22 protein-coding genes are annotated in these 22096 nt (G+C 58.7%); 6 read left to right on the top strand and 16 right to left on the bottom strand.

Annotated elements, in window-relative coordinates:
- The first annotated feature begins 59 nt into the window (after nt 1–59).
- Nucleotides 60–1613: a M48 family metalloprotease gene (locus HHJ16_RS05520; protein WP_293641443.1), complete on the top strand. Its 1554-nt coding sequence runs from the start codon at nt 60–62 to the stop codon at nt 1611–1613.
- Here the strand turns inward: HHJ16_RS05520 and HHJ16_RS05515 are convergent.
- Both HHJ16_RS05515 and HHJ16_RS05510 read right to left on the bottom strand, forming a co-directional pair.
- Entirely contained in the window at nt 1569–1922 is a 354-nt protein-coding gene (locus HHJ16_RS05515) for a phage holin family protein (protein ID WP_293641441.1), read from the bottom strand. The genes HHJ16_RS05520 and HHJ16_RS05515 overlap by 45 nt on opposite strands.
- A 76-nt stretch (nt 1923–1998) precedes the next feature.
- Nucleotides 1999–2736, bottom strand: coding sequence for a TerC family protein (locus HHJ16_RS05510; protein WP_293641439.1), 738 nt, complete (start codon nt 2734–2736; stop codon nt 1999–2001).
- A gap of 448 nt (nt 2737–3184) precedes the next feature.
- Here HHJ16_RS05510 and HHJ16_RS05505 point away from each other — a divergent pair, with 448 nt between their 5' ends.
- Together HHJ16_RS05505 and HHJ16_RS05500 are read left to right on the top strand one after the other, a co-directional pair.
- A complete protein-coding gene (locus HHJ16_RS05505) occupies nt 3185–3613 on the top strand; it encodes a DUF3717 domain-containing protein (RefSeq protein WP_293641437.1) in 429 nt (142 codons plus the stop codon).
- Between the two features lie 104 nt (nt 3614–3717).
- Entirely contained in the window at nt 3718–4029 is a 312-nt protein-coding gene (locus HHJ16_RS05500) for a DUF2007 domain-containing protein (protein ID WP_293641435.1), read from the top strand.
- A gap of 43 nt (nt 4030–4072) precedes the next feature.
- Here the strand turns inward: HHJ16_RS05500 and purB are convergent, their stop codons facing one another.
- Complete coding sequence (gene purB, locus HHJ16_RS05495; protein WP_293641433.1) at nt 4073–5452, bottom strand: adenylosuccinate lyase; 1380 nt, start codon at nt 5450–5452, stop codon at nt 4073–4075.
- Nucleotides 5453–5612: 160 nt separating this feature from the next.
- Here purB and HHJ16_RS05490 point away from each other — a divergent pair, with 160 nt between their 5' ends.
- Complete coding sequence (locus tag HHJ16_RS05490; protein WP_293641431.1) at nt 5613–6227, top strand: glutathione S-transferase N-terminal domain-containing protein; 615 nt, start codon at nt 5613–5615, stop codon at nt 6225–6227.
- A gap of 77 nt (nt 6228–6304) precedes the next feature.
- On the opposite strand, the gene HHJ16_RS05485 is transcribed toward HHJ16_RS05490, so the two are convergent.
- The 9 genes from HHJ16_RS05485 to HHJ16_RS05445 all read right to left on the bottom strand — a co-directional run bounded on the left by HHJ16_RS05485 (nt 6305) and on the right by HHJ16_RS05445 (nt 14550).
- Nucleotides 6305–6784 carry a nuclear transport factor 2 family protein gene (locus HHJ16_RS05485; protein WP_293641429.1) on the bottom strand — a complete coding sequence of 160 codons (480 nt, stop codon included), beginning with the start codon at nt 6782–6784 and terminating at the stop codon, nt 6305–6307.
- 10 nt (nt 6785–6794) lie between these two features.
- Nucleotides 6795–7565: an SDR family NAD(P)-dependent oxidoreductase gene (locus tag HHJ16_RS05480; protein WP_293641427.1), complete on the bottom strand. Its 771-nt coding sequence runs from the start codon at nt 7563–7565 to the stop codon at nt 6795–6797.
- A 73-nt stretch (nt 7566–7638) separates the two neighbouring features.
- Nucleotides 7639–8199, bottom strand: a complete 561-nt coding sequence (locus HHJ16_RS05475; RefSeq protein WP_293641425.1) for a DUF3833 domain-containing protein — start codon at nt 8197–8199, stop codon at nt 7639–7641.
- Nucleotides 8186–9463 (bottom strand): MFS transporter, encoded by a 1278-nt coding sequence (locus HHJ16_RS05470; protein ID WP_293641569.1) that lies wholly within the window; start codon nt 9461–9463, stop codon nt 8186–8188. The genes HHJ16_RS05475 and HHJ16_RS05470 overlap by 14 nt, the downstream gene beginning before the upstream one ends.
- Nucleotides 9464–9564: 101 nt before the next feature.
- Entirely contained in the window at nt 9565–10125 is a 561-nt protein-coding gene (locus HHJ16_RS05465; RefSeq protein ID WP_293641423.1) for a chalcone isomerase family protein, read from the bottom strand.
- 32 nt (nt 10126–10157) lie between these two features.
- Entirely contained in the window at nt 10158–11396 is a 1239-nt protein-coding gene (locus HHJ16_RS05460; protein WP_293641421.1) for a cyclopropane-fatty-acyl-phospholipid synthase family protein, read from the bottom strand.
- Complete coding sequence (locus HHJ16_RS05455) at nt 11393–12166, bottom strand: DUF1365 domain-containing protein (protein ID WP_293641419.1); 774 nt, start codon at nt 12164–12166, stop codon at nt 11393–11395. The genes HHJ16_RS05460 and HHJ16_RS05455 overlap by 4 nt, the downstream gene beginning before the upstream one ends.
- The gene (locus HHJ16_RS05450) at nt 12163–13485 is read right to left on the bottom strand and encodes an FAD-dependent oxidoreductase (RefSeq protein WP_293641418.1); all 1323 of its coding nucleotides are present in this window, start codon (nt 13483–13485) and stop codon (nt 12163–12165) included. Before HHJ16_RS05450 ends, HHJ16_RS05455 begins: the two co-directional genes overlap by 4 nt.
- A 453-nt stretch (nt 13486–13938) precedes the next feature.
- The gene (locus HHJ16_RS05445; protein WP_293641416.1) at nt 13939–14550 is read right to left on the bottom strand and encodes a glutathione peroxidase; all 612 of its coding nucleotides are present in this window, start codon (nt 14548–14550) and stop codon (nt 13939–13941) included.
- 264 nt (nt 14551–14814) lie between these two features.
- Here HHJ16_RS05445 and HHJ16_RS05440 point away from each other — a divergent pair, with 264 nt between their 5' ends.
- Together HHJ16_RS05440 and rfaE2 are read left to right on the top strand one after the other, a co-directional pair.
- Nucleotides 14815–15684 (top strand): ferritin-like domain-containing protein, encoded by an 870-nt coding sequence (locus tag HHJ16_RS05440; protein ID WP_293641414.1) that lies wholly within the window; start codon nt 14815–14817, stop codon nt 15682–15684.
- On the top strand, nt 15681–16166 hold the full coding sequence (rfaE2, locus tag HHJ16_RS05435; protein WP_293641412.1) for a D-glycero-beta-D-manno-heptose 1-phosphate adenylyltransferase: 486 nt from the start codon (nt 15681–15683) through the stop codon (nt 16164–16166). The genes HHJ16_RS05440 and rfaE2 overlap by 4 nt, the downstream gene beginning before the upstream one ends.
- A gap of 47 nt (nt 16167–16213) precedes the next feature.
- Here rfaE2 and HHJ16_RS05430 read toward each other — a convergent pair whose 3' ends face one another.
- The 4 genes from HHJ16_RS05430 to HHJ16_RS05415 form a co-directional block, all read right to left on the bottom strand.
- Nucleotides 16214–17467 (bottom strand): beta-ketoacyl-[acyl-carrier-protein] synthase family protein, encoded by a 1254-nt coding sequence (locus HHJ16_RS05430; RefSeq protein WP_293641410.1) that lies wholly within the window; start codon nt 17465–17467, stop codon nt 16214–16216.
- Between the two features lie 19 nt (nt 17468–17486).
- A complete protein-coding gene (locus HHJ16_RS05425) occupies nt 17487–17726 on the bottom strand; it encodes an acyl carrier protein (protein ID WP_293641408.1) in 240 nt (79 codons plus the stop codon).
- A 161-nt stretch (nt 17727–17887) separates the two neighbouring features.
- The gene (locus HHJ16_RS05420) at nt 17888–18787 is read right to left on the bottom strand and encodes an alpha/beta fold hydrolase (RefSeq protein ID WP_293641406.1); all 900 of its coding nucleotides are present in this window, start codon (nt 18785–18787) and stop codon (nt 17888–17890) included.
- A gap of 211 nt (nt 18788–18998) precedes the next feature.
- On the bottom strand, nt 18999–22094 hold the full coding sequence (locus tag HHJ16_RS05415; protein WP_293641404.1) for an efflux RND transporter permease subunit: 3096 nt from the start codon (nt 22092–22094) through the stop codon (nt 18999–19001).
- Nucleotides 22095–22096: the final 2 nt, after the last annotated feature.

Below are 22096 nucleotides of genomic sequence, written 5' to 3'. Positions count from 1 at the left end.
CCCCACGGTCAGCGCCGCGCCTTGCGCTGTGCCGACTGATAACAGCCGCTCTGGTTTTAATGGCTTCCGCCCCTTTCGCGTTGGCGCAATCGCCGAGCGTGGCGCCGCTTGCTGCTTCGGGTTCCCTGCCATCACTGGGCGACAGTTCTGAATTATCGTCGGCTGCAGAGCGCCGGATTGGGGACCGAATTGCCTTGAGCATCTTTCGCGATCCGGACTATATCGATGACCCGGTGCTTGGAGATTACCTTCAAAGCATTTGGCAACCTCTGCTGGCCGCTGCGCGCGCGCGGGGGGAGTTACAACCGGAGCTGGACGAGCGGTTTTCCTGGCAACTCTTTCTGGTTCGCGACCGAACCATCAACGCGTTCGCACTGCCCGGTGGATATTTCGGCGTACACCTCGGCTTGATTGCTTCGGTGAGCAGTGCGGATGAAATGGCCGCTGTGCTGGCGCACGAGCTTAGCCACGTCACACAGCGGCATATTTCCCGGCTGATCACGCAGCAGAGCCGTCAGACCCCGTGGATGATTGGCGCGATGATTTTGGGCGTCCTGGCTGCCAGTAAAAGTCCGGATGCCGCCAGCGCAGCGATCGTCGGCGGACAGGCGGTGGCGGCGCAAAATCAGCTTAACTTTTCGCGGGACATGGAGCGGGAAGCCGACCGGATCGGTTTTGGCGTTATGACCGATGGCGGGTTTGAGGGTCGGGGGGTGACGACAATGTTCGAAAAGCTGCAGCAGGCAGCACGCCTGAACGACAACGGCTCTTTTCCCTACCTGCGGACGCATCCGCTGACCACCCAGCGAATAGCCGAGGCGCAGGCGCGCCTCCAATTGGCCGCAGACTCGGCTGTCAAGCCCTCCAAAGAAAGTCAGGCAGAGGCTGGCAGGGCGCATGTGCTGCATGCCATGATGGCTGCGCGCGCGCGAATCCTGGCGGTTCCAGGGGTGGATGCACTGCGCTCGATGGTGACAGAAGCGCGGCACCGCGCCGCCGCGTTGCAGCCGGTGGAGTCCCCTGCTTCGGTGGCAAACGTCCGGGATGCGGGCGCGTTGTATGCCGGCGTGTTTGCGTCGGCGCAGCTGCGTGATTTTGGGGGCGCGCGAAGCCTGTTAGCGCAGCTCAAACCGCTCGTCACCGAAATCCCACATGCGAACAAGGTGGTGGATCTGCTGGCCATCGAGATTGATTTACTCGCCGGTGTCGTGCCGCCCTCGGCGTCTTCGGCCGATATAGCCAAGGCCAGCTCGCGTGCTGAAGTGTTGACCGAGGCCCAGTCATTGCTGACGGCGCATCGGGCACAAGAGGTGTCAAGCCGATTGCAAACCTGGGTCACGGCTCATCCCAAAGATGCAATGGCCTGGCAAATTCTGGCGGTGGCGTATGGCAATCAAAACCAGAATGTCCGAGCCATTCGCGCCGACGCCGAAAGCCGCGCTGCCCAGTTGGACTACCCGGCGGCACTGGATCGTTTTAAGGCCGCGCAGGCGCTGATGCGCAGCACGCCAAGTGGCTCCGATTATGTGGAGGGTTCAATCCTTGATACGCGAACTCGCCAGACTGAGCTACTGATTAAGGAACAGGCGCTCCAGGACAAAATCGATCGCTAGCTGCAGCACGGAGTAAATTAGCGAGCCGATCAGGGCGGCACCGAATCCCCTGACACTCAGGCCGCTAACCAGGCTTGCGGCGGCCCAGAACATGAGCGCATTGACAATGAACAAAAATAGACCCAGCGTCACCACCGTGACGGGCAAGGTCAAGATGACCAGAACAGGGCGCACCACCATATTCAGCGCTCCCAGCACGGCCGCCGCAATCAGCGCTGCCGTAAAGCTGGTCACCACGACGCCGGAATAGAGGTAAGCCACCGCCAGCAAGGCGGTCGCACTTAAAAGCCAGTTGATGAGGAGTTTCATGCGCGGAGAATACCACCGCGCCATGGCCGGCAGGGATGAATGCCGAATCGCCTTTCAGTCCTTCCTCCGGCAGCGATCAGGTGGTTGTCGTTTGCGCATCGCTGGCCTCGCGTGCGAACCTGGCGCGCCGCGTGGCCCACCAGCCCGCTCCCAGCACGCCCGCAATGGCTACCGCATAAGTCGCCCATTCGGCAGCGAGCTGCAGGATGGTCGCGGGTGGCGAGGCGTTAGGGCCACCGTAAAGGGGGTCGAGCAACGGCTCGCTCACCACCATCTTTGCGGCAGTGAACGCCAGCACGGCGGCTCCGATACGAATGATGCTCGGGAAGCGCTCGACAAGTTTGAGCACCATCGTGCTGCCAAACACCACAATCGGCACGCTCACCAGCAGGCCAATGATGACCAGTACAAACGAGCCGCGGGCCGCGCCAGCCACGCCCAATACGTTGTCGATTCCCATCAGGGCATCGGCCACCACAATGGTCTTCATGGCGCCCCAGAAGGTGCTGACAATCGGGCCGTCGTGCGCTTTGTCGCCTTGCTCGGCCAGCAGCTTGTAGGCGATCCACAGAAGGCCCAAGCCACCTGCCAGCAGAAAGCCCGGAATCTTCAGCAGCCACACGACACCCACAGTCATGGCAGAGCGAACCACAATCGCGCCAACCGTACCCCAGAGGATCGCCTTTTTTTGAAGATTAGTCGGCAGGCTGCGTGCAGCCAACGCAATCACGATAGCATTGTCGCCAGCAAGTACCAGGTCAATAAGGATGATGGCCAGCAAGGCGGACCACCAGGGGGCTGTTAATAAATCCATTGTTCACATTCCATTTCAAGTTTCGACATAAAAATCCTAAGTGGATTTCCGGATTGGTGAAACTGTACAAGTCTGGGAGCGTGCGGATGACATGAAGAAAAATGCGAACGCTTCGATCAAACCGGTTCAGGTTTCAATCGAAGGTCTGGCTCGACATGCGGTGAGGCTGCATGCCCAACAAACCGGAAGCGTGAACTTCGTGATGACGGCTTGTTGATGCGATTTTGCTGCAGCGGCTGTTTGAAGCACTGCGGCAAAACCAGGGAGTTACTCCCCTTCGGGCCTCTATTGGACATTAAAAAGGAATTTTCTGCAAAGGCCGGGGCGTTTCCTGGGCATTTCTTCCTCTTTTAAAGGGCCACCGCCCGACTCGCCGATAATAAAAAAGTAGTGCGGTACAAGCGCATTCACACGCCCAAAACACCTTTTTCTGCTTCTCTTTTTCACCATGCCCGGCATCCACATCACCGACATTGAAGCTGCCATCAACTTCTGGCGCGACAAAAGGACGTCATCCGACGGTGTAACGCTGACGCCGGAACTGCGGACGCTGGCCGAGGTGTACGCGCGCATGGTTTTCCACCATGAGGAAGAGGCCGAAGCGATGGGTTTGCCGGCCGAGGCGCTGGCTGCCTGGGGCACCTGGTACGACTCGACGGCCGACACCCCTTGCATCGCCATCTGCTCGACCAGTCAAGGCGACGATACCTGCAAGGGCTGCGGGCGTACCTTTCACGAAGTGCAACACTGGCCTGCGATGACACCCGTCGAGAAGCGCAGCACCTGGCGCCGCATCACGCTGGAAGCGACTGCGTGGCGCTTCGGTCGCTATGCGGACCGCGCACTTGAAAACAATAAACGGTCTTCGGCCGCCTGAGAAACGTCAAAAACCAGGATGTCTCCCCTCTTGTCCGATAAGTCATTGGTCGGCAGCTATCAATTTTGTAGTGGACTGCAGTCATCTAGCCTACACTGCAGACCATGCTTCGATTAACCCAAGCTCCCAATATCGCAATCGCCGCCTTGTGGGCGGATGCTTTACAGCAGGCGGGTTTTGCGGCCACGGTGCAGCGTTACTTTCTGGGCAGCGTCGCTGGACAGCTTCCCCCCGATCAATGCCTGCCGGAAGTCTGGCTTACCCATGATGAAGAGGAATCCGGCGCGCGGGCGTTGTTGCACGCGCTGCAAAACATGCCGCAGCGGCGCTGGCTGTGCCGTTGCGGCGAGACCGTTGAAGGTGGCTTTGAGCAGTGCTGGAACTGCGGCGCGGCCATGCCGGTAGAGCTGGGCTAGCGGCGGGTGGCTGAGTCTGTCAGCCCCGCGCAATCCGGAAGCTTTAAACCCGTTTAGCCAACGTCGCTGCCATGCCCACATAGCTGGCTGGCGTCATAGCCAGCAGGCGCTGCCTTTCCGGCTCCGGAATTTCCAGCGACTTGATGAGGCTGTGTAGCGCTTCGGTGGTCACTCTTTTGCCGCGGGTCGCTTCCTTGAGTTTCTCGTAAGCCCCCTGCACGCCGTAGCGGCGCATCACGGTTTGAATCGGTTCAGCCAACACTTCCCACGAAGCATTCAGGTCCTCGTCGATGGCTTCGCGATTGAGTTCTAACTTGCCCAGCCCTACTCCCAGCGACGTGTAGGCCAGTGCGCCATAACCGAGCGCCACACCCATGTTGCGGAGCACGGTAGAGTCGGTCAGGTCGCGTTGCCAGCGGCTGATCGGCAGCTTCTCGCTCAGATGCCGGAGCAGCGCATTCGCCAGACCCAGGTTGCCCTCGGCGTTTTCAAAATCAATCGGATTGACTTTGTGCGGCATGGTGGACGAACCTATTTCGCCGTCTTTAAGCCGTTGCTTGAAGTAGCCCACACTGACATAACCCCAGACGTCCCGCGCAAAGTCGATCAGGATCGTATTGGCGCGAGCCACCGCGTCGAACAGCTCTGCCATGTAGTCGTGCGGCTCGATCTGGATGCTGTAAGGCTGAAAGGTCAGGCCCAAGCCCAGCGGTTCCGGCGTTTCGACCACCTTCCTGCTGAAGGCTTCCCAGTCAAAGTCGGGCCAAGCCGACAGGTGTGCGTTGTAGTTGCCCACGGCGCCGTTCATTTTGGCCAGAATCTTGACCGCTGCAATGCGGTCGCAGGCGGTCTGCAGGCGTACCACTATGTTGGCGATTTCCTTGCCTACCGTGGTGGGGCTGGCGGTTTGGCCATGCGTGCGGCTGAGCATCGGCACCTCGGCGTAGGCGTGGGCCATTTCCCGGAGCTTCAGCACCAGGCGGTCCAGCCCTGGCAGCACCACCAGATCGCGCCCCGCGCGCAACTGCAGCGCGTGGCTGGTATTGTTGATGTCTTCGCTGGTACAGGCAAAGTGCACAAATTCGCTGGCGCCCTGCAACTCTGGCCGCGCTTCGAATTTCGATTTGATCCAATACTCCACGGCTTTAACGTCGTGGTTGGTGGTTTTTTCAATCTCCTTGATCGCCGCCGCATCGGCTTCCGAGAAGTTCTTGATGAGGCCGAGCAGGTAAGTTCGCGCGCCCGGGCTCAACGGCTTGAATTCAGCGAATTTGGCATCCGAAAGTGCAATAAACCAGGCAATTTCGACCTGGACCCGGCGATGCATGTAACCTTGCTCGGACATCAGAGGGCGCAGGGTGCTCAGTTTGCTGGCGTAGCGGCCGTCCAGCGGAGACAAGGCGTTAATGGTGGAAAAGCTCATGCCACAATTGTAGGCTGGGCGCTGACGTTTGGGGGCGCGCCGCCCGCAAGCGGTTAGATCCTGAAACCTTGCAGATTTACGTGCTTTTCGTCCCCCGCCAGTGGGGTTTGCCGCTTACTCGATAGAATAACCTTCCCTCGGACCACGATTTAAATTCACCATGAAACTTATCGGATCCGCTACCAGCCCCTACGTACGCAAGGTACGCATTGTGATGGCTGAGAAAAAGCTCGACTACCAGCTGATACTCGAGGACGTCTGGGCGGCTAACACCACCATTGCCATCTCCAATCCGCTGGGTAAAGTCCCTTGCCTGATCATGGAGGGAGGCGAGGCCATTTTCGACTCGCGCGTGATCGTTGAATACTTGGATACCCTCTCGCCCGTGGGCAAGCTTATTCCTGGCCTGGGCCGTGAGCGTGCAGAGGTCAAGACCTGGGAAGCGTTGGCGGACGGCCTATTGGATGCCGCCATTCTGGCCCGGTTGGAAGCGACCTGGCCGGGTCGCGGCGCTGCAGAGCGCAGCGACGCCTGGATCGCCCGCCAGATCGGAAAAATAGAGGCGACGCTGAAGGCCTTGAGCAAGGGCTTGGCCGATAAGGTTTTTTGCAATGGGGTCCATCTCAGCCTTTCCGATGTGGCTGTCGGGTGTGCTCTGGGCTACCTGGATTTTCGTTTTCCGGAAATCCTTTGGCGTGAAACTTATCCTAACCTGGCAAAGCTGCAGGAAAAACTGATGCTTAGAGCCAGTTTTGTGGAAACCCATCCCGATTAAATTTTAGAGTTGCACCAGCTCTTCGTTCGCCACCTACCCGCGCAGTTCGCTCCTAAAAACAGCACACTGCGCTTTTTTTATTGGGCCGCACGTTTTTTGAGCCAGCGCATCAAGCTACCTACCAGCGGCAGCTTTTCATACAGCTCCTCTGCCGCGTCCCAGTAATCGCGGTGAAAATCTATTAAACCGTCGGCGGTAAATTTCAGATGTGAGCCGCCACGCACCGTTTGCAATGTCGTTCGGTCAAAGTTCTTGAAGTGAAATTCAAAGTTCCATGTCAAGAAGCACTGATTTCCGTCCACTATGCGTTCCGTGACGACAAACCGGGGCTGGTCGAGCGCTTCGTACATGTGGGTGTAAATGCGCAGCACCTCGGCGAGTCCACGTACCTCATTGAAGGGGTCTTTGAAGTAGGCGTTCTGCGTGTAAAAGGTGTCAAGACGGGTCAGGCTGTCTGGCGTCAGGGCTTCAAAAAATTCAACCACGTGCGCTGCTACGGCGTGCGTTGAGCCGTCTGAAGCCGCAGCGCCTGTGGCAGTAATGGAAGGCAGATTCATGGGTTGAAGCTTAGCGCGTCGTGACTCTGCTTACGATGGCGAAATACACCGCATACGGCAACACGCGCAAGGCTTTTATCCAGCGCGTAAAGCGTTTGGGAAAGTGGATTTCGAACAGACCTTTGCGCCAGCCGGCCAGGATCTCTGCGGCGGCTTGATCGGGGGTAATCAAAGCCGGCATGTTGAACTGGTTATGCGCGGTAAGCGGCGTTTCGACAAAGCCCGGGCATATCAGGCTGACGCCGACGCCAGTTCCCTTCAAATCCAGGTAGAGTGTTTCCGCCAGGTTGATCAGCGCCGCTTTGGTGGGCCCGTAGGCCAGACTTTTCGGCAGACCGCAGTAACCCGCCACACTACTGATAAGGCTGACATGACCCGCCTTCCGCGCCACAAAATCCGGCAGCACGGCATCTAACAGATACAGGGCGCCGATATAGTTGACTTCGCAATGTCGCAACATTTCAGTCAGGTCGTACGCCGTGGCGCGCAACTCTTTGTAGTAACCGGCGCAGTACAGCACCAGATCCAGCGGGCCCTTTGCGAAAATGGTTTGTGCGGCCGCCTGAATGGCCGCGCGGTCGGTCACGTCCAGCGGCAGGGCTTGGGCGCCGGGGTGAGTCGCGGTGAAGGCCGACAGCGCATCGGCATTGCGCGCGGATACGAACACGTTGGCACCCTGCGCATACAAGGCATGGGCGGTGGCCTGCCCGATCCCGCTGGAGGCCCCGACCAGCCAAACGGTCTTACCGCGCCAGTCGGTAATAGGAAGATTAAATGCCATGACGGGTACTTTTCACTGTGAAAATAGAAGCGTGTTGTGTAGGTATCAGAGGCACTATGGGATTTAGTGCGCTTTAGCGCTTGATGAACGACAGGGTGACCTCGCCCAGCTTGAAGCCGAACTTGCTCATCTGAGCCTTGTTGAGCATCACCTTGTCGCTCATCAGGTACATCCAGTCGTCGAATTGCACTTCAACAATGCGACCATCGACAGGCAGCTTGAGCGTGTAGCCCCAGCGGAAGGCGTTGCCTTTTTCCTCGCCAGCCGCCTCACCCAAAACGTCTGCGGCGGTGCCGGTGTAATGACCATCGGGCGTGCGCTTGAGGGTCCAGATGCGACGGCCCTTGGTACCGTCCGAGTAAGTGAAGTCCTCATCCAGAACACCGGTCTCGGCGCCCGGCACCCCGACCCAGCTGCACTTCATGACCACGGTAAAGCGCTTGACGACCTTGCCCGAACGGTCCGTGAACATGCCGTAGGCGTCGAGCGTGCCATTGAAGTACTGGCGCATGTCGAGCACGGGCTTCTCGGCTGCGTAGTCGGCGATTTGTGGGCTGGCGCAACCTGCCATCAGTGCAGCAGACAGCATCAGGGCAGGTAATAACCCGAGCACGCGTGGTTTAAAGTAAGTCATGGGCAAAGCTTTCCGGTTTTTTGATGATGAAGAAATAAACACCCGCTGCTGCCGCGAGCTTGAGTACGCAGGGCAGCACGCAGTAAGCCACCACGAGCGCATCCAGGGCGGCGGTATCGCGTACGCCGGGGGCGTAGCCAAAAAGAGTCAACAGCGGTAGCGCCAGACCCGCAGCCAGTGCGAGATTGAGCTTGGTTGCAAAATTCCACCAGCCGAAGTAAGCCCCTTCGGACTGGCCCGACTGGCCGTTGGCCTGGATTACGCCAGTCAGCAGGGCACCGGGCAGTGCGAGGTCGGTGCCGAGCGCAACGCCCGAGAGCATGCAGACCACCGCAAATTCAATCGTTTGCCCGGCGGCGATTTGAGTGGCCCAAGCAAACACGGCAATCGCCAACAGCATGCCGGCCAGCCAGGTGCTCGCCAGTCCGAGCCGCTTCACGACCGCGAGCCACAACGGAATGGACAGCGCAGCTGACAAAAAGTAACTGCCCAGAAATAACGGCTCCATGGATCGAGGGGCTTGCAGCCGGTCTTGAATAAAAAATAGGACCAGAGTAGCGGGGACCGCGCTGGCAATTCCGTTCAGCATGAAGACCGCCAGCAGACTGCGAAAAGCGGTCGATTTGAACGGCAGCCAGAGGGCTACGGTACGACTGGCATTGATCGAATGGCTTACCCGCCGCGCGACCGGCCTAACCGCGCGGGTCCAGGCCAGCCAGCCCATCAACAACGCGACAAAGAAAATAGCAGTAGTCACTTGCAGGCCAAGCGCAACTGGCGTGATGGAGGCCAATACGACGCCGATCAGACCCAGACCTTCCCGCCACGCCACAATTCGGCTGCGCTGCGCCTCATTGCCGCCCAGCATGGCACCCCAGGACTGATGGGACACGCTGAGTGCACTGTAGGCCGCGTACGTCACCACCAGCATCACGCTGGCCCAGGCGGCCAAGGCCGTGGGCGCTTGGCGGACGCCCGCTAGCGGAAAAAACAGCAGGGTAAATCCCAGCGCCAACACCAGCGCCGCCCCGGCGCCGAGCAGTAGGACGGCTTTGGCGGATCGCGCAAACAGGCGGTCACTGACGCGGCCCAGCATCGGATCGATCAGCGCATCAAAGAGCCGGGCGCCGAGCAAAATGGCGCCCAACGTGGCCAGCGGGAGGCCAAATTCGCGGGCATAGTAATTGGGCAAAATGACATAGAGCGGCAGCGCCACGAACGCCAGAGGCAACCCCAGCAATCCGTAAGTAAGCCCATTACGCACTGAAAAAGCCTCTTCGCCCGCGCTGCGCCCCTTGCTTTGTCGGCCCGGTGGCTGCGCAGTTTCTGTCACTTGCAGTGCGGGGCTTTGGGCGTGTTGAAGCGTCACCCTCCTGCCCCCGCCAAAAGGGCGCCACGCAGCTTTGGCTCAGAGGTTTTAGGCGACAGCCATATTCCAAAAAATCGTTTTGCAAATTCTTCGTCCCGAATATCGCCGCTGGCTTTGCCGTTGACCCAGAAGGACGCTCCGACGCCGGGTCGGTGGACGCCCAGGATGCGATCGCCCTTGCGGACGTTGGGAATTACACGCAACATTTCAGCCGTCCATTGCGCCGCTTGGTTCTCGCTGATGGGCTGGCTCCGCCGCATTTCCTGCAGTGAACGTCTGGCGATATCGGTCGCATCAAAGGCGCGCAAGTACGCAAGTTCCAGCGCCAATGGCTGGCTGGCGTAGTTTTCGGCGGCGAAGCCTGCAGGTACCCATAGACGGGCGTCATAGACCTGGAATCCCCAGATGGTGAGGCGCCCCTTGCCAATCAGCTGGCCTTGGGGCAGAGCTTCTTTTAGCTCGGGCCGAAAGTCGGACGCGCTGGTATTGACAGCCGCTTCAGTCACTGCAGAGGGGGTAGGCTCCGTGGGCTGTGCCAGCACCGCACCAGCGCACATGGCACTCGCCAAACCCGCCAGCAACCAGCGCTTCAGCGTTTGCGCAGCGTGAACTGCATGACGCTGGTGCTGGCCTGGGTGAAAGCAGCTTCGCAATACGCCAGGTAGAACTCCCATATACGTATGAACCTCTTGTCAAACCCGAGTTGGAGCACCCGTGACTCTTGGGCCAAAAAGTCATCGCGCCAGATCTTCAGGGTGCGCGCGTAGTCCTGGCCAAACGAAAACTCGTCCACCACCTCGAAGCCGGCGGCCTGGGCTTGCTTGCGAAACTCTCGCGGACAAGGCAGACAGCCGCCGGGAAAAATGTATTGCTGGATAAAGTCGGTGGAGCGGATGTAGCGCTCGAACAGTTCGTCGGCAATCACGATGCTCTGAATACATGCATGGCCGCCGGGCTTGAGAAGACGTGCCACGGTCTGGAAATACTCGGGCCAATATTCGCGGCCCACCGCTTCAACCATTTCAATGGAGCAGATCGCATCGAAGGGCGCGTCAGCTGTGGTTTTTCCAATGTCCCGGTAATCCTGCAAACGCAAATCTGCTTTGCCGGTAGCCCCGACGCGAGCCATTCGGGCATCGGCCCAGGCCAGTTGTTCCGTGCTCAGCGTGACGCCGACGAGGGAGGCTTTGAATTCCGTCGTCGCCATCTCGGCCAGTGCCCCCCAGCCGCAGCCGATCTCCAGCACACGGTCGCCGGGCCTCACCTGCGCCATGCTCAGCGCGCGGCGTACTTTGTCATCCTGGGCATCCTTCATGGAGGTAGCCGGGGTCGCAAATATCGCCGATGAGTAATTCATCGTATCGTCCAGCCACAGCTCGTAGAAGGCGTTGCCGAGGTCGTAATGCGCGTGGATATTTTTCTGGCTATTCGCCTTGGTATTGCGATTCAGGAGGTGCTTGATTCGGTAAGCGAGGCGTCCCAGCCAACTACCGTAGACCACATCTTCAACTTCCTTGCGGTTGACGATAAACACCTGCAGCAGGTCGGTCAGGTGAGGCGTAGTCCAGTCGCCAGCAATGTAGCTTTCCGCGAAACCAATATCACCTGAACGTAGCGCCGCGCTGCACGGATTCCAGTTGTGCAGGTGCAGGCTCGCCATAGGCGCAGTGCCGGAGCCAAAACGCTGCAACGAGCCATCCGGCAGCTGCACGGTGAGCGTGCCGTGTTTCAAACGCAGTAGCAATTTCAAGGCCGTCCGAGCGGCGCTCGGGGCATCGCCTGGCATTTCAAACGCTTGGGATACGGAGGGGGAGCGGAGTGTGTTCATCGCGTCACAAATGGTTCAGTAGGTTTCGGTTTTCGGATAAAAGGGACGCGTTTGCGCCACAGCTTGAGGGCCTGCCAGTGAATGCGAGCCATCACACCGAGCGTCATGGCGGGGTACCCCCACAAGGCCTTGCGTAAACTGGCGCTGGTAACCGGCTCCAGCGTGCCACTCACGCTGGTTTCAAGCAGGGGGCCATCCTGATCGTCGTAGTCGATGCGGGCCAGGGTTTTAAGGATTCCATGGCTGCTCGTACGCATAAAGCGAAAGCGGTAGCCACCTTCGAGGGTGCAAAAGGGGGAAACATGAAATACCTTGTCCGCTTTCAGTTCCTGCCCGTACTTCGGCGCATCGAGCAGATAGCAGTGGCGCTCTCCGAAGGTGTTGTTGACTTCCACCAGAATCGCCCGCAAGGTGCCATCGGCGTGATGGCAATACCAGAAACTCACCGGTTTGAAGGTGTAGCCCAACACGCGTGGATAGGTGTGCAGCCAAATTTCGCCTTTAGCATCTTCTACGCCTTCCCTCAGCAGCAGTGCGTCCAGCCACGCCACGGCATTGTCTCCGCCGTCGCCATGGTCTTTGTCAAAAAAACTCAGCGCCCCACGGCGGTTATGGGCCAGCGCGCCGCTGCCATTCGCGTGCAGGCTGCGCATAGGCAACATCAGGAAGTAGGTCGGATAATTAAAGGCGTTATTGGCTGGGCGCAGACGGGTGTGGCGTACCTCGCCAAATCCGATTAGCGCCTGGGCAGACGGAACAACCAGATTCATACGGTCGCCTCGGTCGGTTGTTCCAGCAACAGCTTAGCCGCTTGCAGCCCCGACTTCAGGCCATCCTCGTGAAAGCCATAACCGGTCCAGGCACCGCAAAAGTAGGTATGTTGCAGGCCCTGCAGTTTGGGCAGCTCTTTTTGCGCGCGGATGGCTGCCGCGTCAAAAACTGGATGTGTGTATTCAAATTCGCCCATGATATGTTTACGCTCAATCTCGCTCGTCGGATTCAGTGAAACCACCACGGGTTGCTTAAAAGGCAGCGGTTGCAGCTTGTTCAGCAGGTAATGAAGGCAAACACGCGCCGATTCGCGCCCTTGGTCTTGTGCGCGCTCGTAGTTCCAGGCGGCCCAGGCCAGCTTTTTTTGCGGCAGCACCGAGACGTCGGTGTGAAGGACAGCTCGGTTCGCCTGGTAGCGGATTGCACTTAGCACGGCGCTTTCGATCGGGTTGGCATCGCGCAGCAAGGCGAGCGATTGGTCGGAGTGCGCGGCGAGCACCACCTTGTCAAAACGCTCGATCTGGCCGTCCGTCGCGATGGTTACGCCGTCTGCATCGCGCTCAATCCAGCGGACCGGTGTGTTGAGCCGTTTGTCGGCGATACGTTGAATAATTTTTTCAACGTAATGCCGCGCTCCGCCCTTGACCGTCCACCATTGTGGTCGGTTGGTAATCTGGATCAGGCCATGGTTGTGGCAAAACCGGATCATGGTGGCTACCGGAAATTGCAACATCTGATCGGTCGGGCAGGACCAGATGCAGCCCATCATGGGCAGGAAATACCAGTCTCGAAACTCGACAGAAAACTTTTCAGCCCGCAAAAATTCGCTCAACGGCTGCAACATTGCGGCGTCGGCATCGGCGCCTGACTCGGCCAGTTGAGTGGTGATGCGATTGAAGCGGACGACGTCGCGCAGCATCCGAAGGAATTTCCAGTTTGCCAGATTGCCGCGTTGAGCAAAGACGCTGTTCAGGCTGGCGCCGCTCCATTCGAGGCCCGGACTGTTTGCGGCCTTCGACGCGCCGGGCACCTTGACTGAAAACGACATGTCTGACTTGGCTGTTTCCACGCCAAGTTCGGCAAAAAGATGGATCAGTTGAGGGTAGGTGCGCTCGTTAAACACCAGAAAGCCCGTATCCACGCCGTGACTTACAAGGCCTTGTTCGCCTGGCAGCGTGACGTCGACGGTATGGGTGTGACCCCCGAAGTAGTTGCCCGCCTCAAAAAGGGTGACGTCGGCCAAGCCGTGCAGGGCATGTGCGGCGGCCAATCCTGAAATGCCGGAGCCAACGATGGCCACGCGCCGGAGGGCATTCATGCCGCCACCCGAAAGATAAGAATGCTGCGAAGCGCCCCGGCGCGAACTGAGGAGGGAGTGAGGAGGAGGAGCGCCCCGGGATTGCGTCCGAACCGAATCGGCTCAGAAGACTTCGCAGCAATAAAACAGTTATGCAGCCGACGCCGTCCGGCGTGTCGAACTGCGTGACTATCTCTGGGAGACCGGCAAGGCTTTAGTAGTTCCCTGCATTGGCCCACGGCATACGGTAAATTTCTGTAAACGTAGGACGGCCTTGGCAGGTCGCCGTCGTTTTGCCAGACAGCGCCGGCGCGGAGTGTTTCGCAGGGGGACATGACTGCGCTTGTAAGCGCCGTCGGCAAAGCAGTGTGGTCCATGGAGAAATTGCCCATGCCCCATCATACAAGCTAAATTACTATTTAGTAGAAATAGTGACTAAGTGGTATTTTTACTGAAAATGAAGACTGCGCGGGGCTATTTGCTTGCCAGCTGTTTTTCAATTTCTTTGAGAAATTGGCGGCTTGCAGGGTCGGCCATTGAGTTGAAGCTGACTGCGCTCAGGCCGTCCCGGGCAATCACGTACTTGTAAAAGTTCCAGCGCGGTGCGGTACCGGTTTTATCGGCCAGCTGCTTGAACAGAGGGCTTGCGTCTTTGCCGGTCACGGTGGTTTTCGTGAACATCGGAAATTTCACTCCAAAGGTGTTTTCGCAAAAATCTGCAATGTCTTTGTTACTACCGGTTTCCTGGGAAAAGTCGTTGGAAGGAAACCCGAGCACCACCAATCCTCGGTCCTTGTATTTGCTGTACAGCTCTTCGAGACCCTTGTACTGAGGGGTAAACCCGCAAAAACTGGCGGTGTTGACCACCACCACGACCTTGCCGCTGTACTGGCATAGCGACTGGGGCTTTTCGTCCTGGAGACGCAAGAAGTTTTGTTGCAGAAGACTGGAACACGCCGCCGATGGTGGGGCACTTCCCGATGCCGTAACCGGCACCGGTACGCTGGGCACAGCTGACAAGACGCTTGTCGCCGAGCCGGTCAAGAGCGTCATCAGGAGAATCAGTTTGAGAGGAAATGGGGACATGGCAGTACTCGGTGACAGTGATTTAAAACACTTTATTCTGGCAGTTTTCTTCTAACTGCGTCGCCTCAGCCTGAGACAGTGCGTACGGTGGTGCGGACATCGAAGGCTGGCTTTAACTGCAAAGCGCCGGTCGCTGAAAGACATGCAGTAATTGTCAAGTCGACGCCCCTGTCACATTAGCCGCATAAAATCGAAGCAGTACCCAGATAGCCTGACAGGACATCCAAAGCAGACTTTTCTGCGTATTCGTTGCAAGGAGCTTCTATGCTTTACCCCGAACTTTTTAAACAGCTTGAATCCGTCCGCTGGAACATGGACACGGACATCCCGTGGGCAAGTTTTGATGCGTCCAAACTGACTGACGAGCAAGCCCAGACCATCAAGATGAATGCGATCACCGAGTGGGCGGCTTTACCAGCGACGGAAATGTTCCTGCGCGACAACAAGGACGACAGTGATTTTTCGGCCTTCATTTCAATCTGGTTTTTTGAGGAGCAGAAACATGCGCTCGTGCTCATGGAATACCTGCGGCGCTTCCGGCCTGATCTGCTGCCCACGGAAAAAGAATTGCATGAGGTTCGCTTTGAGTTTGAGCCCGCGCCTCCGCTGGAAACGCTCATGCTTCATTTTTGCGGCGAAATCCGCCTAAATCACTGGTACCGTTGCGCGAGCGAGTGGCATACAGAGCCGGTAATCAAGCAGATTTATACCCAGCTCAGTCAGGACGAAGCGCGCCACGGCGGGGCCTATTTGCGCTACATGCGACGCGCCCTCGGCAATTTCGGCGATCAAGCCAAGACCGCCTTCGCCAAAATCGGGGTATTGATGGCCAGTGCCCGTCGCACGGCGCAGGCGCTGCACCCGACCAATTTGCACGTGAATAAAAACCTGTTCCCGCGTGACACGATTCAAAGCCGCTTGCCCGATCCCGAGTGGCTGGAGCATTGGCTCGACACCCAGATCCATTTCGACTCCGCCTGGGAAGGCAAAGTGGTTGACCGGATCCTGCACAACCTGAGCCTCTTGATGGAGCAGAGTTTTAAAACGGTGCAGGAGCTCAACCGTTACCGCAAGGAGCTGAACCGCGAGATGGCCGAGTCCGCGACGCCCGGCGCGAAGCCGCAGACCGTATGAGCGTTCCCGCATTTTTGGCCAAGCTGGTTGCGCGCGAAGACGTGTCAGCACGCATGGCAGCGTTGCAACGTCCCGTCGTGTTTACCAATGGGGTGTTTGACGTGCTCCACCGGGGCCATGCGACTTATCTTGCCAAGGCTCGCCAGCTCGGTGCCAGCCTGGTGGTGGCGCTCAACACCGATGCGTCCGCGAAGCGGCTGGGCAAAGGGCCGGATCGGCCTTTGAATAATCAAGACGACCGCGCGGCGGTCATGGCGGCGCTGGAGTCCGTTAGTTTGGTGACCTGGTTTGACGAGGACACGCCGCTGGCGTTAATCACCGAGCTCAAGCCCGATATTTTGGTCAAAGGCGGCGATTACGACATGAGCAGGCTGGCCGAAACGGCGGTCGTGAAGGCTTATGGCGGCAAGGCTGTGGCGATTCCGTTTGTGGCCGGTTATTCAACCACCGCCCTGGTGAAAAAAATCAGAACAACGCCTTAACGGAAGTCGCTGGTGCCTTATCGCTTGGTTGAATCAGAACAGGGTGCTTAGGCTGCGCTGGCGATCAACACGGCGTTGGAGCCGCCAAAGGCGAACGAATTCGACATCACCACCCGCAAGCCGGGGCAATCCCGCGCCGTCTGCGGAATGTAATCGAGATCGCAACGCGGATCCGGGTGTTGCAGGAAAGCGGTCGGTGGCAGCTGCTCGGTGCGCAAAGCCATCACACTGGCGATAAATTCCAGGGCGCCCGCTGCACCCATCGCGTGTCCATGAACCCCTTTGGTGGAGCTGACCGGCAAGCGTTGGGCAGCGTCCGGAAAAGCCAGTTTGATGGCGATCGACTCCACCACGTCGCCGACTTCGGTCGCGGTGCCATGCGCGTTGAGATAACCGATTGCCGAGCTGTCGAGTCTGGCGTCTTCCAGTGCGAGCCGCATCGCCCGAGCCTGACTCTGGGCCTCCGGCTGCGTCAGGTGATGGGCGTCGCTTGTGGACGCATAACCCGAAAGCTCAGCCAGAATAGTCGCACCGCGACGCTTGGCGCTTTCCCACTCTTCCAGAACCAGCATGCCTGCACCTTCGGCTAAAACCAAGCCGGTACGGTCAATTGAAAACGGGCGGCAGGACGTCTCGACGCCGTCGCTGTGAGGTTTCGCCAGGGTGTGCATTGCCTGCCAGGCCTTGAGGGACCCCCGGACTAGCAGCGCCTCTGAACCGCCTGCCAGCATGGCGTCTGCATACCCATGTCGAATCTGGCGAAAGGCTTCGCCGATGGAGTTGGCCGAGGAAGCGCAGGCGTTTGAAATAGTGCTGCTCGGGCCCTTGAGCCCAAATTCCATTGAAACATGGGCGGCAATGGCGTTGTTCATTGCCAGCACGACCGTCATCGGACGCAGGCGTGCCACCCTTTGCTCAAGCAGTGCCGTGTAGGCCGCTTCAATGGAGGAGGCGCCGCCACTGCCGGTGCCCATGGAAACGCCGAATCTCTCCCGGGCCAGGCCGGAGGGCCAGATGCCAGCGACGCTCAGCCCGGCTTGCGCCATGGCCTCGCGTGCCGCCACCAACGCAAACTGGCTGACACGGTCCATGGTCAGCGACTGGGCGCGCGAGAAGTGAGGATCGGGATCAAAGTCAATGGCACCCGCCAACACGCTTTCAGTGCCGGTGGGGAAAAGAATGTCTATAGACCGGATGCCCGAGCGGGCTGCAAGCAGCGACTCGAAGAAGGCAGGAGCGCCCGTGCCGGTGGCGGAGATGACGCCAAGACCTGTAATGGCAACACGGCGAAGGGCAGTCATGGCAAGCCCGATTTAGCGCTCAGACAGCAGGCTTGCCGGCTGGCAACAAGGGGCCAATCAGCTGCATCATCTCCGCAAGGGTGCGGGGCGGGTTGGCCTGATCGGGAATTTGAATGCCGAATTTGTCTTCAATCTGGAAAAGAAATTCAATCACTGCCAGGGAGTCCAGTCCGAGGCTCTCCAGCGTTGCCTCGGGCAGCAGCTTTTCTTCACTGATGCCAAACGTCTCGGCAAAAAGAGCAACCAGATCAGTATTCATCGTCAAGCCGTAAATTTTTCATCGAAATGGATTGTCACACTTTATTGAGGGGCAAAATCTGTGGCGCCATACGGTGGGGGGTTTATGAGGAACGGTCGCCCCATTCTCGCTGCATCGCGTGCCGTTTTCATGCTCAGTGCGTCTTTTTCCTGCTTGCCAAACTACCGCTTTGCCAGTGAAAGTCCTTGGGCCGGCGGGGATACCGATCCTACGCTGGGCGCAATGTCATCTTGCGACAGGAATTGAATCATTGCAGAAATCACAACGTCTTTTTCCTGATCAATGCTGACCATGTGGTAACTGTTGCTCAAGATTACAAGGTGAATTCGCGTTGAGTTAACGCGATCTGCCACTTCAAACGAGCTCTTTGTCGATGCAATTTCATCTTCTTTTGCATGAATCAGTAGCGAATCGCATTTAATTTTATCGAGTGATTTTCTTGTAAGGGAGATCAAGTCTCTGGCGATCAGCAAGTCTCCAACGCGCAGAGATGCCGCGCCCGCATTCGATTGACCGATCGTGTCCATTTGGCGCTTGACCCAGGCGCGCATTCTTTCGTCCTTTAATCCGTAAGGCTCACGTTCTTTGATAGAAATGCGTTTTGCAAAGGGGGTGTAGCGGGCCAGATCCAACAACTGCGTGTACCAGGGATTGCCCCACCCATCAAAGTGCAGCGCGGTGGAAAGCGCCAGCACCGAGCGGAGACTGTCAGAGCGCATGGCAGCAACTCGCAAGGCTAATACCGCGCCAATACACAGGCCGCCAACGGAAACGAGGTCGCATTTCTTCGACAGCCAGTCAAGCTCCTTCAAGGCGACTGAAATCCAGTCTTCTACGCAGTGGCTTGCCCCTTGATCATGGATCAACCCATAGGTGTAGCCAGGAATAACAGGCGCATGCACCGTGTAGCCCGCTCGGTGGAGCCCGCGAGCGACAAACTGCAGTTCCAGCGGGCTGCTGCTCAGGCCATGAAACAACAAAACGCCATGGCGGCCCCCTTTCAGCGTCAGTGCCTTGACTGTCGTTTGTGAAGCGCCGCTTGCAGAAATGCGATTGACCATTAATTCTAGAAATAGAGGTGTTTGTAACGTGTCCCGGCTATTTGCGCCTGCGAAGTCGCCTCAACAGAGTGGTGGCCTTACAGGTGGTGGTTGAGCGGCAGACGGATCCACCCAAGTCTTTATATCAGGGGTTGTATTAGACCTGCACAATTGCTATGCCATCAAAGGCGGCAGACCCTGTTAGGGTTTGACGATGCCTATCGGGGTGCCGCTACCTTTCCGCCGCGGGGGGCTTGTCGTGTCCGCGCAAGCGTCCGACCTGTCGATGGCCCCATTGGGCCATATCGTCGACGTAAGTGAATACCACGGGAACGACCAGCAAGCTGAGTACCGTGGAAGTCATCAGGCCGCCAATGACTGCAACCGACATCGGCGAGCGAAAACTTGGATCGGCCGCACCGAAACCGAGTGCAATCGGCATCATTCCGGCGCCCATGGCCAGCGTGGTCATGATGATGGGCCGGGCCCGTTTGTGACAGGCATCCAGCAGCGCCTCCCAGCGCGACAGTTTGTGGTCGCGCCGAGCAACGATGGCATATTCAACCAACAGAATGGAATTTTTCGTCGCAATGCCCATCAGCATGATGAGGCCGATCAACGAAGGCATGGAAAAGCTTTTTTGCGCGATCAGCAGTCCCACAAAGGCCCCGCCCAAAGACAAGGGCAGCGCCGCCAAAATTGTCACCGGATGCAAGAAATTTTTGAACAGAAGCACCAGAACAATGTAGATACACAGTACGCCGGTCAGCATGGCCAGACCAAAACTTGCAAACAGCTCGCCCATCACTTCGGCGTCGCCGATCTCCACCACCTTCACACCAGCGGGCAGGCTTTTGATAGCGGGAAGTTTCTTCACGGCGTCGGTGACATCGCCGAGCGCCCGCCCCGAGAGTTCGACTTCAAACTTGACGTTGCGTGAGCGATCGTAGCGGTCGATGATGGCGGGCCCGCCGGTCATCTCCAACGCGGCTACCTGTCCGAGCATCACCGGGCCGACCCCCTGCTTGACGCTGGGCACCGCGAGGCGTTCCAGGACGCTGAGGTCTTGTCGGGCGACATCGTCGAGCTTGACGACAATCGGAATCTGCCGCTCCGGCAGGTTCAGTTTTGGAAGCGCCTCCTCATAATCCCCGACGGTGGCAATGCGCAGTGTCTCGCTGATCGCCGCACTGGTCACGCCCAGATCGGCCGCGCGCGCGAAATCGGGACGCACTGCAATCTCGGGCCGAACCAGACTGGCGCTGGACGAGATGTTGCCCAGGCCGGGAATGGTTCGCAGGTCTTTTTCAACCGCCAGCGCCGCAGTTTGCAGCGCGTTGGCGTCTTCCGCTGTCAGCACCAGGATATAGGCCTCGCCGGCACCGCCAAGCCCGACTTTGCTGCGAACGCCTGGCAGCGCTTCGAGCGCAGTACGCATTTTGCTTTCAATGAGTTGCTTGCGCGGGCGGGCGCTGCGCTCGGCCAGCAGCACCGTCAACGTGGCCTTGCGGGTTTCTGCGGCGCCCGGGACGGCAAATGGATCACCGCCGGCCGACCCGCCGCCAATAGTGGTGTAGATGCTTTTGACATATTCCAGCTTGCTGATCAGCAAGCGCGCCTGCTCGGCGGAGTCGCTCGTTTGCGCCAGCGTGGCGCCCGGCGGCAACTCCATGTAGACCTGTGTTTGGGAGTTGTCGTCTGGCGGAATAAAACCGGTCGGTAGCAACGGAATCAGCATGACCGAGGCGATGAAAAAGAGGGTGGCCAACAGCATGGTCGTGACGCGGTGCTGCATGCACCAGGTCGCCATACGCAAGTAGCGCTTCATCCAGCGCGGGTCTGGATGTTGGCCCACGATGGGCTTGAGAATGTAGGCGGCCATCATGGGCGTTAACACCCGGGCCACGACGAGCGAAGCAAACACCGCCAGCGAGGCGGTCCAGCCGAATTGCTTGAAGAATTTTCCGGCCACTCCGCTCATAAAAGCAGTCGGCAAAAATACAGCAATCAAGGTGAAGGTGGTGGCCACCACCGCCAGGCCGATTTCATCGGCGGCTTCCATGGCGGCTTGGTACGGCGTTTTTCCCATGCGGAGGTGGCGAACGATGTTTTCAACTTCCACAATCGCGTCATCCACGAGGATGCCGATCACGAGGGACAGCGCCAGCAGCGTCACCACGTTAATCGAAAAGCCAAGAAAATGCATGCCGATAAAGGCCGGAATCACCGACAGTGGCAGGGCGACTGCAGAGACGAATGTAGCCCGCCAGTCGCGCAGGAACAGCCACACCACCAGCACCGCCAGAATGCCGCCTTCGTACAGAAGGTGCATGGCGCCGTCATATTCCTCTTGCACCGGTTGTACAAAATTGAAGGCTTCCGTGAGTGCCACGTCCGGGTATTGCCGCTTGAGCTCGGCCAGCGCTGTTTGCACGGCCGCGCCAACGGCGATTTCACTCTCGCCCCGGCTGCGCGCGACCTCGAACCCCACGACCGGCTTGCCGTCAAGCAAAGCGGCGGCGCGGGGCTCGGCGGTGGTGTCGCTGACGGTCGCCACCTGGTTGAGCCGGATGTGCCGGCCGTCGCTGAGCGCCAGTTCCAGGCGACCGAGTTCTTCGGCAGTTTTGACAGTCGCCAGGGTGCGCATGGGCTGCTCGCTGCCGCCCAGGTCAGTGCGTCCGCCTGCGCTTTCCGTTTGGACTTGGCGCAGCTGCCGCGAGATGTCGGCCGCGGTCGCGCCCAGGGCCTGTAGGCGTGACGGGTCGAGCGCGACGCGTATTTCCCGCGACACGCCCCCCACGCGATTGACCGCCCCCACACCGCGCACCGAGAGCAGTTTGCGCGATACCTCGTTATCGACAAACCATGACAGCGCTTCCTCGTCCATGCGTGGCGAGCTGATGGCGAAGGCCAGCACCGGCTGACCGGCCAAGTCCATTTTGGTGATGACCGGCTCGCGCACATCGGCGGGCAGATCACCTCGTATGCGGGCGACGGCGGCACGCACGTCATCCACGGCTTCCTGCACCGGCTTTTCGAGCCGGAACTCGGCGGTGATGTTCACGCCGCCATCCTGCACCTTGGTGTAGAGGTGCTTGAGGCCCTGAACTGCCGCCATCGAGTTTTCAAGTTTGCGAGCCACTTCGGTCTCGAGCTGGGCCGGTGCCGCGCCTGGCAGCGAGGCCGACACCGTCACGGTAGGCAGGTCAATGTCTGGAAAGTTCTGTACCTTCATGGCCCTGAACGACAACATGCCCGCAAATGTCAGCAGTACAAACAGCATGACGGCAGGGATCGGATTTTTGATCGACCAGGCAGAGACGTTCATTC

This window comes from Polaromonas sp., from assembly GCF_012927485.1.
Taxonomy (GTDB): domain Bacteria; phylum Pseudomonadota; class Gammaproteobacteria; order Burkholderiales; family Burkholderiaceae_C; genus Polaromonas.
This window is presented reverse-complemented; position numbering and strand designations above follow the sequence as displayed.

Excerpts from the sequence above, each read along its gene's own strand:
- HHJ16_RS05520 (WP_293641443.1), top strand. The coding sequence starts at position 60 with ATGGCTTCCGCCCCTTTCGCGTTGGCGCAATCGCCGAGCGTGGCGCCG.
- HHJ16_RS05515 (WP_293641441.1), bottom strand. The coding sequence starts at position 1,922 with ATGAAACTCCTCATCAACTGGCTTTTAAGTGCGACCGCCTTGCTGGCG.
- HHJ16_RS05510 (WP_293641439.1), bottom strand. The coding sequence starts at position 2,736 with ATGGATTTATTAACAGCCCCCTGGTGGTCCGCCTTGCTGGCCATCATC.
- HHJ16_RS05505 (WP_293641437.1), top strand. The coding sequence starts at position 3,185 with ATGCCCGGCATCCACATCACCGACATTGAAGCTGCCATCAACTTCTGG.
- HHJ16_RS05500 (WP_293641435.1), top strand. The coding sequence starts at position 3,718 with ATGCTTCGATTAACCCAAGCTCCCAATATCGCAATCGCCGCCTTGTGG.
- purB (WP_293641433.1), bottom strand. The coding sequence starts at position 5,452 with ATGAGCTTTTCCACCATTAACGCCTTGTCTCCGCTGGACGGCCGCTAC.
- HHJ16_RS05490 (WP_293641431.1), top strand. The coding sequence starts at position 5,613 with ATGAAACTTATCGGATCCGCTACCAGCCCCTACGTACGCAAGGTACGC.
- HHJ16_RS05485 (WP_293641429.1), bottom strand. The coding sequence starts at position 6,784 with ATGAATCTGCCTTCCATTACTGCCACAGGCGCTGCGGCTTCAGACGGC.
- HHJ16_RS05480 (WP_293641427.1), bottom strand. The coding sequence starts at position 7,565 with ATGGCATTTAATCTTCCTATTACCGACTGGCGCGGTAAGACCGTTTGG.
- HHJ16_RS05475 (WP_293641425.1), bottom strand. The coding sequence starts at position 8,199 with ATGACTTACTTTAAACCACGCGTGCTCGGGTTATTACCTGCCCTGATG.
- HHJ16_RS05465 (WP_293641423.1), bottom strand. The coding sequence starts at position 10,125 with ATGTGCGCTGGTGCGGTGCTGGCACAGCCCACGGAGCCTACCCCCTCT.
- HHJ16_RS05460 (WP_293641421.1), bottom strand. The coding sequence starts at position 11,396 with ATGAACACACTCCGCTCCCCCTCCGTATCCCAAGCGTTTGAAATGCCA.
- HHJ16_RS05455 (WP_293641419.1), bottom strand. The coding sequence starts at position 12,166 with ATGAATCTGGTTGTTCCGTCTGCCCAGGCGCTAATCGGATTTGGCGAG.
- HHJ16_RS05450 (WP_293641418.1), bottom strand. The coding sequence starts at position 13,485 with ATGAATGCCCTCCGGCGCGTGGCCATCGTTGGCTCCGGCATTTCAGGA.
- HHJ16_RS05445 (WP_293641416.1), bottom strand. The coding sequence starts at position 14,550 with ATGTCCCCATTTCCTCTCAAACTGATTCTCCTGATGACGCTCTTGACC.
- HHJ16_RS05440 (WP_293641414.1), top strand. The coding sequence starts at position 14,815 with ATGCTTTACCCCGAACTTTTTAAACAGCTTGAATCCGTCCGCTGGAAC.
- rfaE2 (WP_293641412.1), top strand. The coding sequence starts at position 15,681 with ATGAGCGTTCCCGCATTTTTGGCCAAGCTGGTTGCGCGCGAAGACGTG.
- HHJ16_RS05430 (WP_293641410.1), bottom strand. The coding sequence starts at position 17,467 with ATGACTGCCCTTCGCCGTGTTGCCATTACAGGTCTTGGCGTCATCTCC.
- HHJ16_RS05425 (WP_293641408.1), bottom strand. The coding sequence starts at position 17,726 with ATGAATACTGATCTGGTTGCTCTTTTTGCCGAGACGTTTGGCATCAGT.
- HHJ16_RS05420 (WP_293641406.1), bottom strand. The coding sequence starts at position 18,787 with ATGGTCAATCGCATTTCTGCAAGCGGCGCTTCACAAACGACAGTCAAG.
- HHJ16_RS05415 (WP_293641404.1), bottom strand. The coding sequence starts at position 22,094 with ATGAACGTCTCTGCCTGGTCGATCAAAAATCCGATCCCTGCCGTCATG.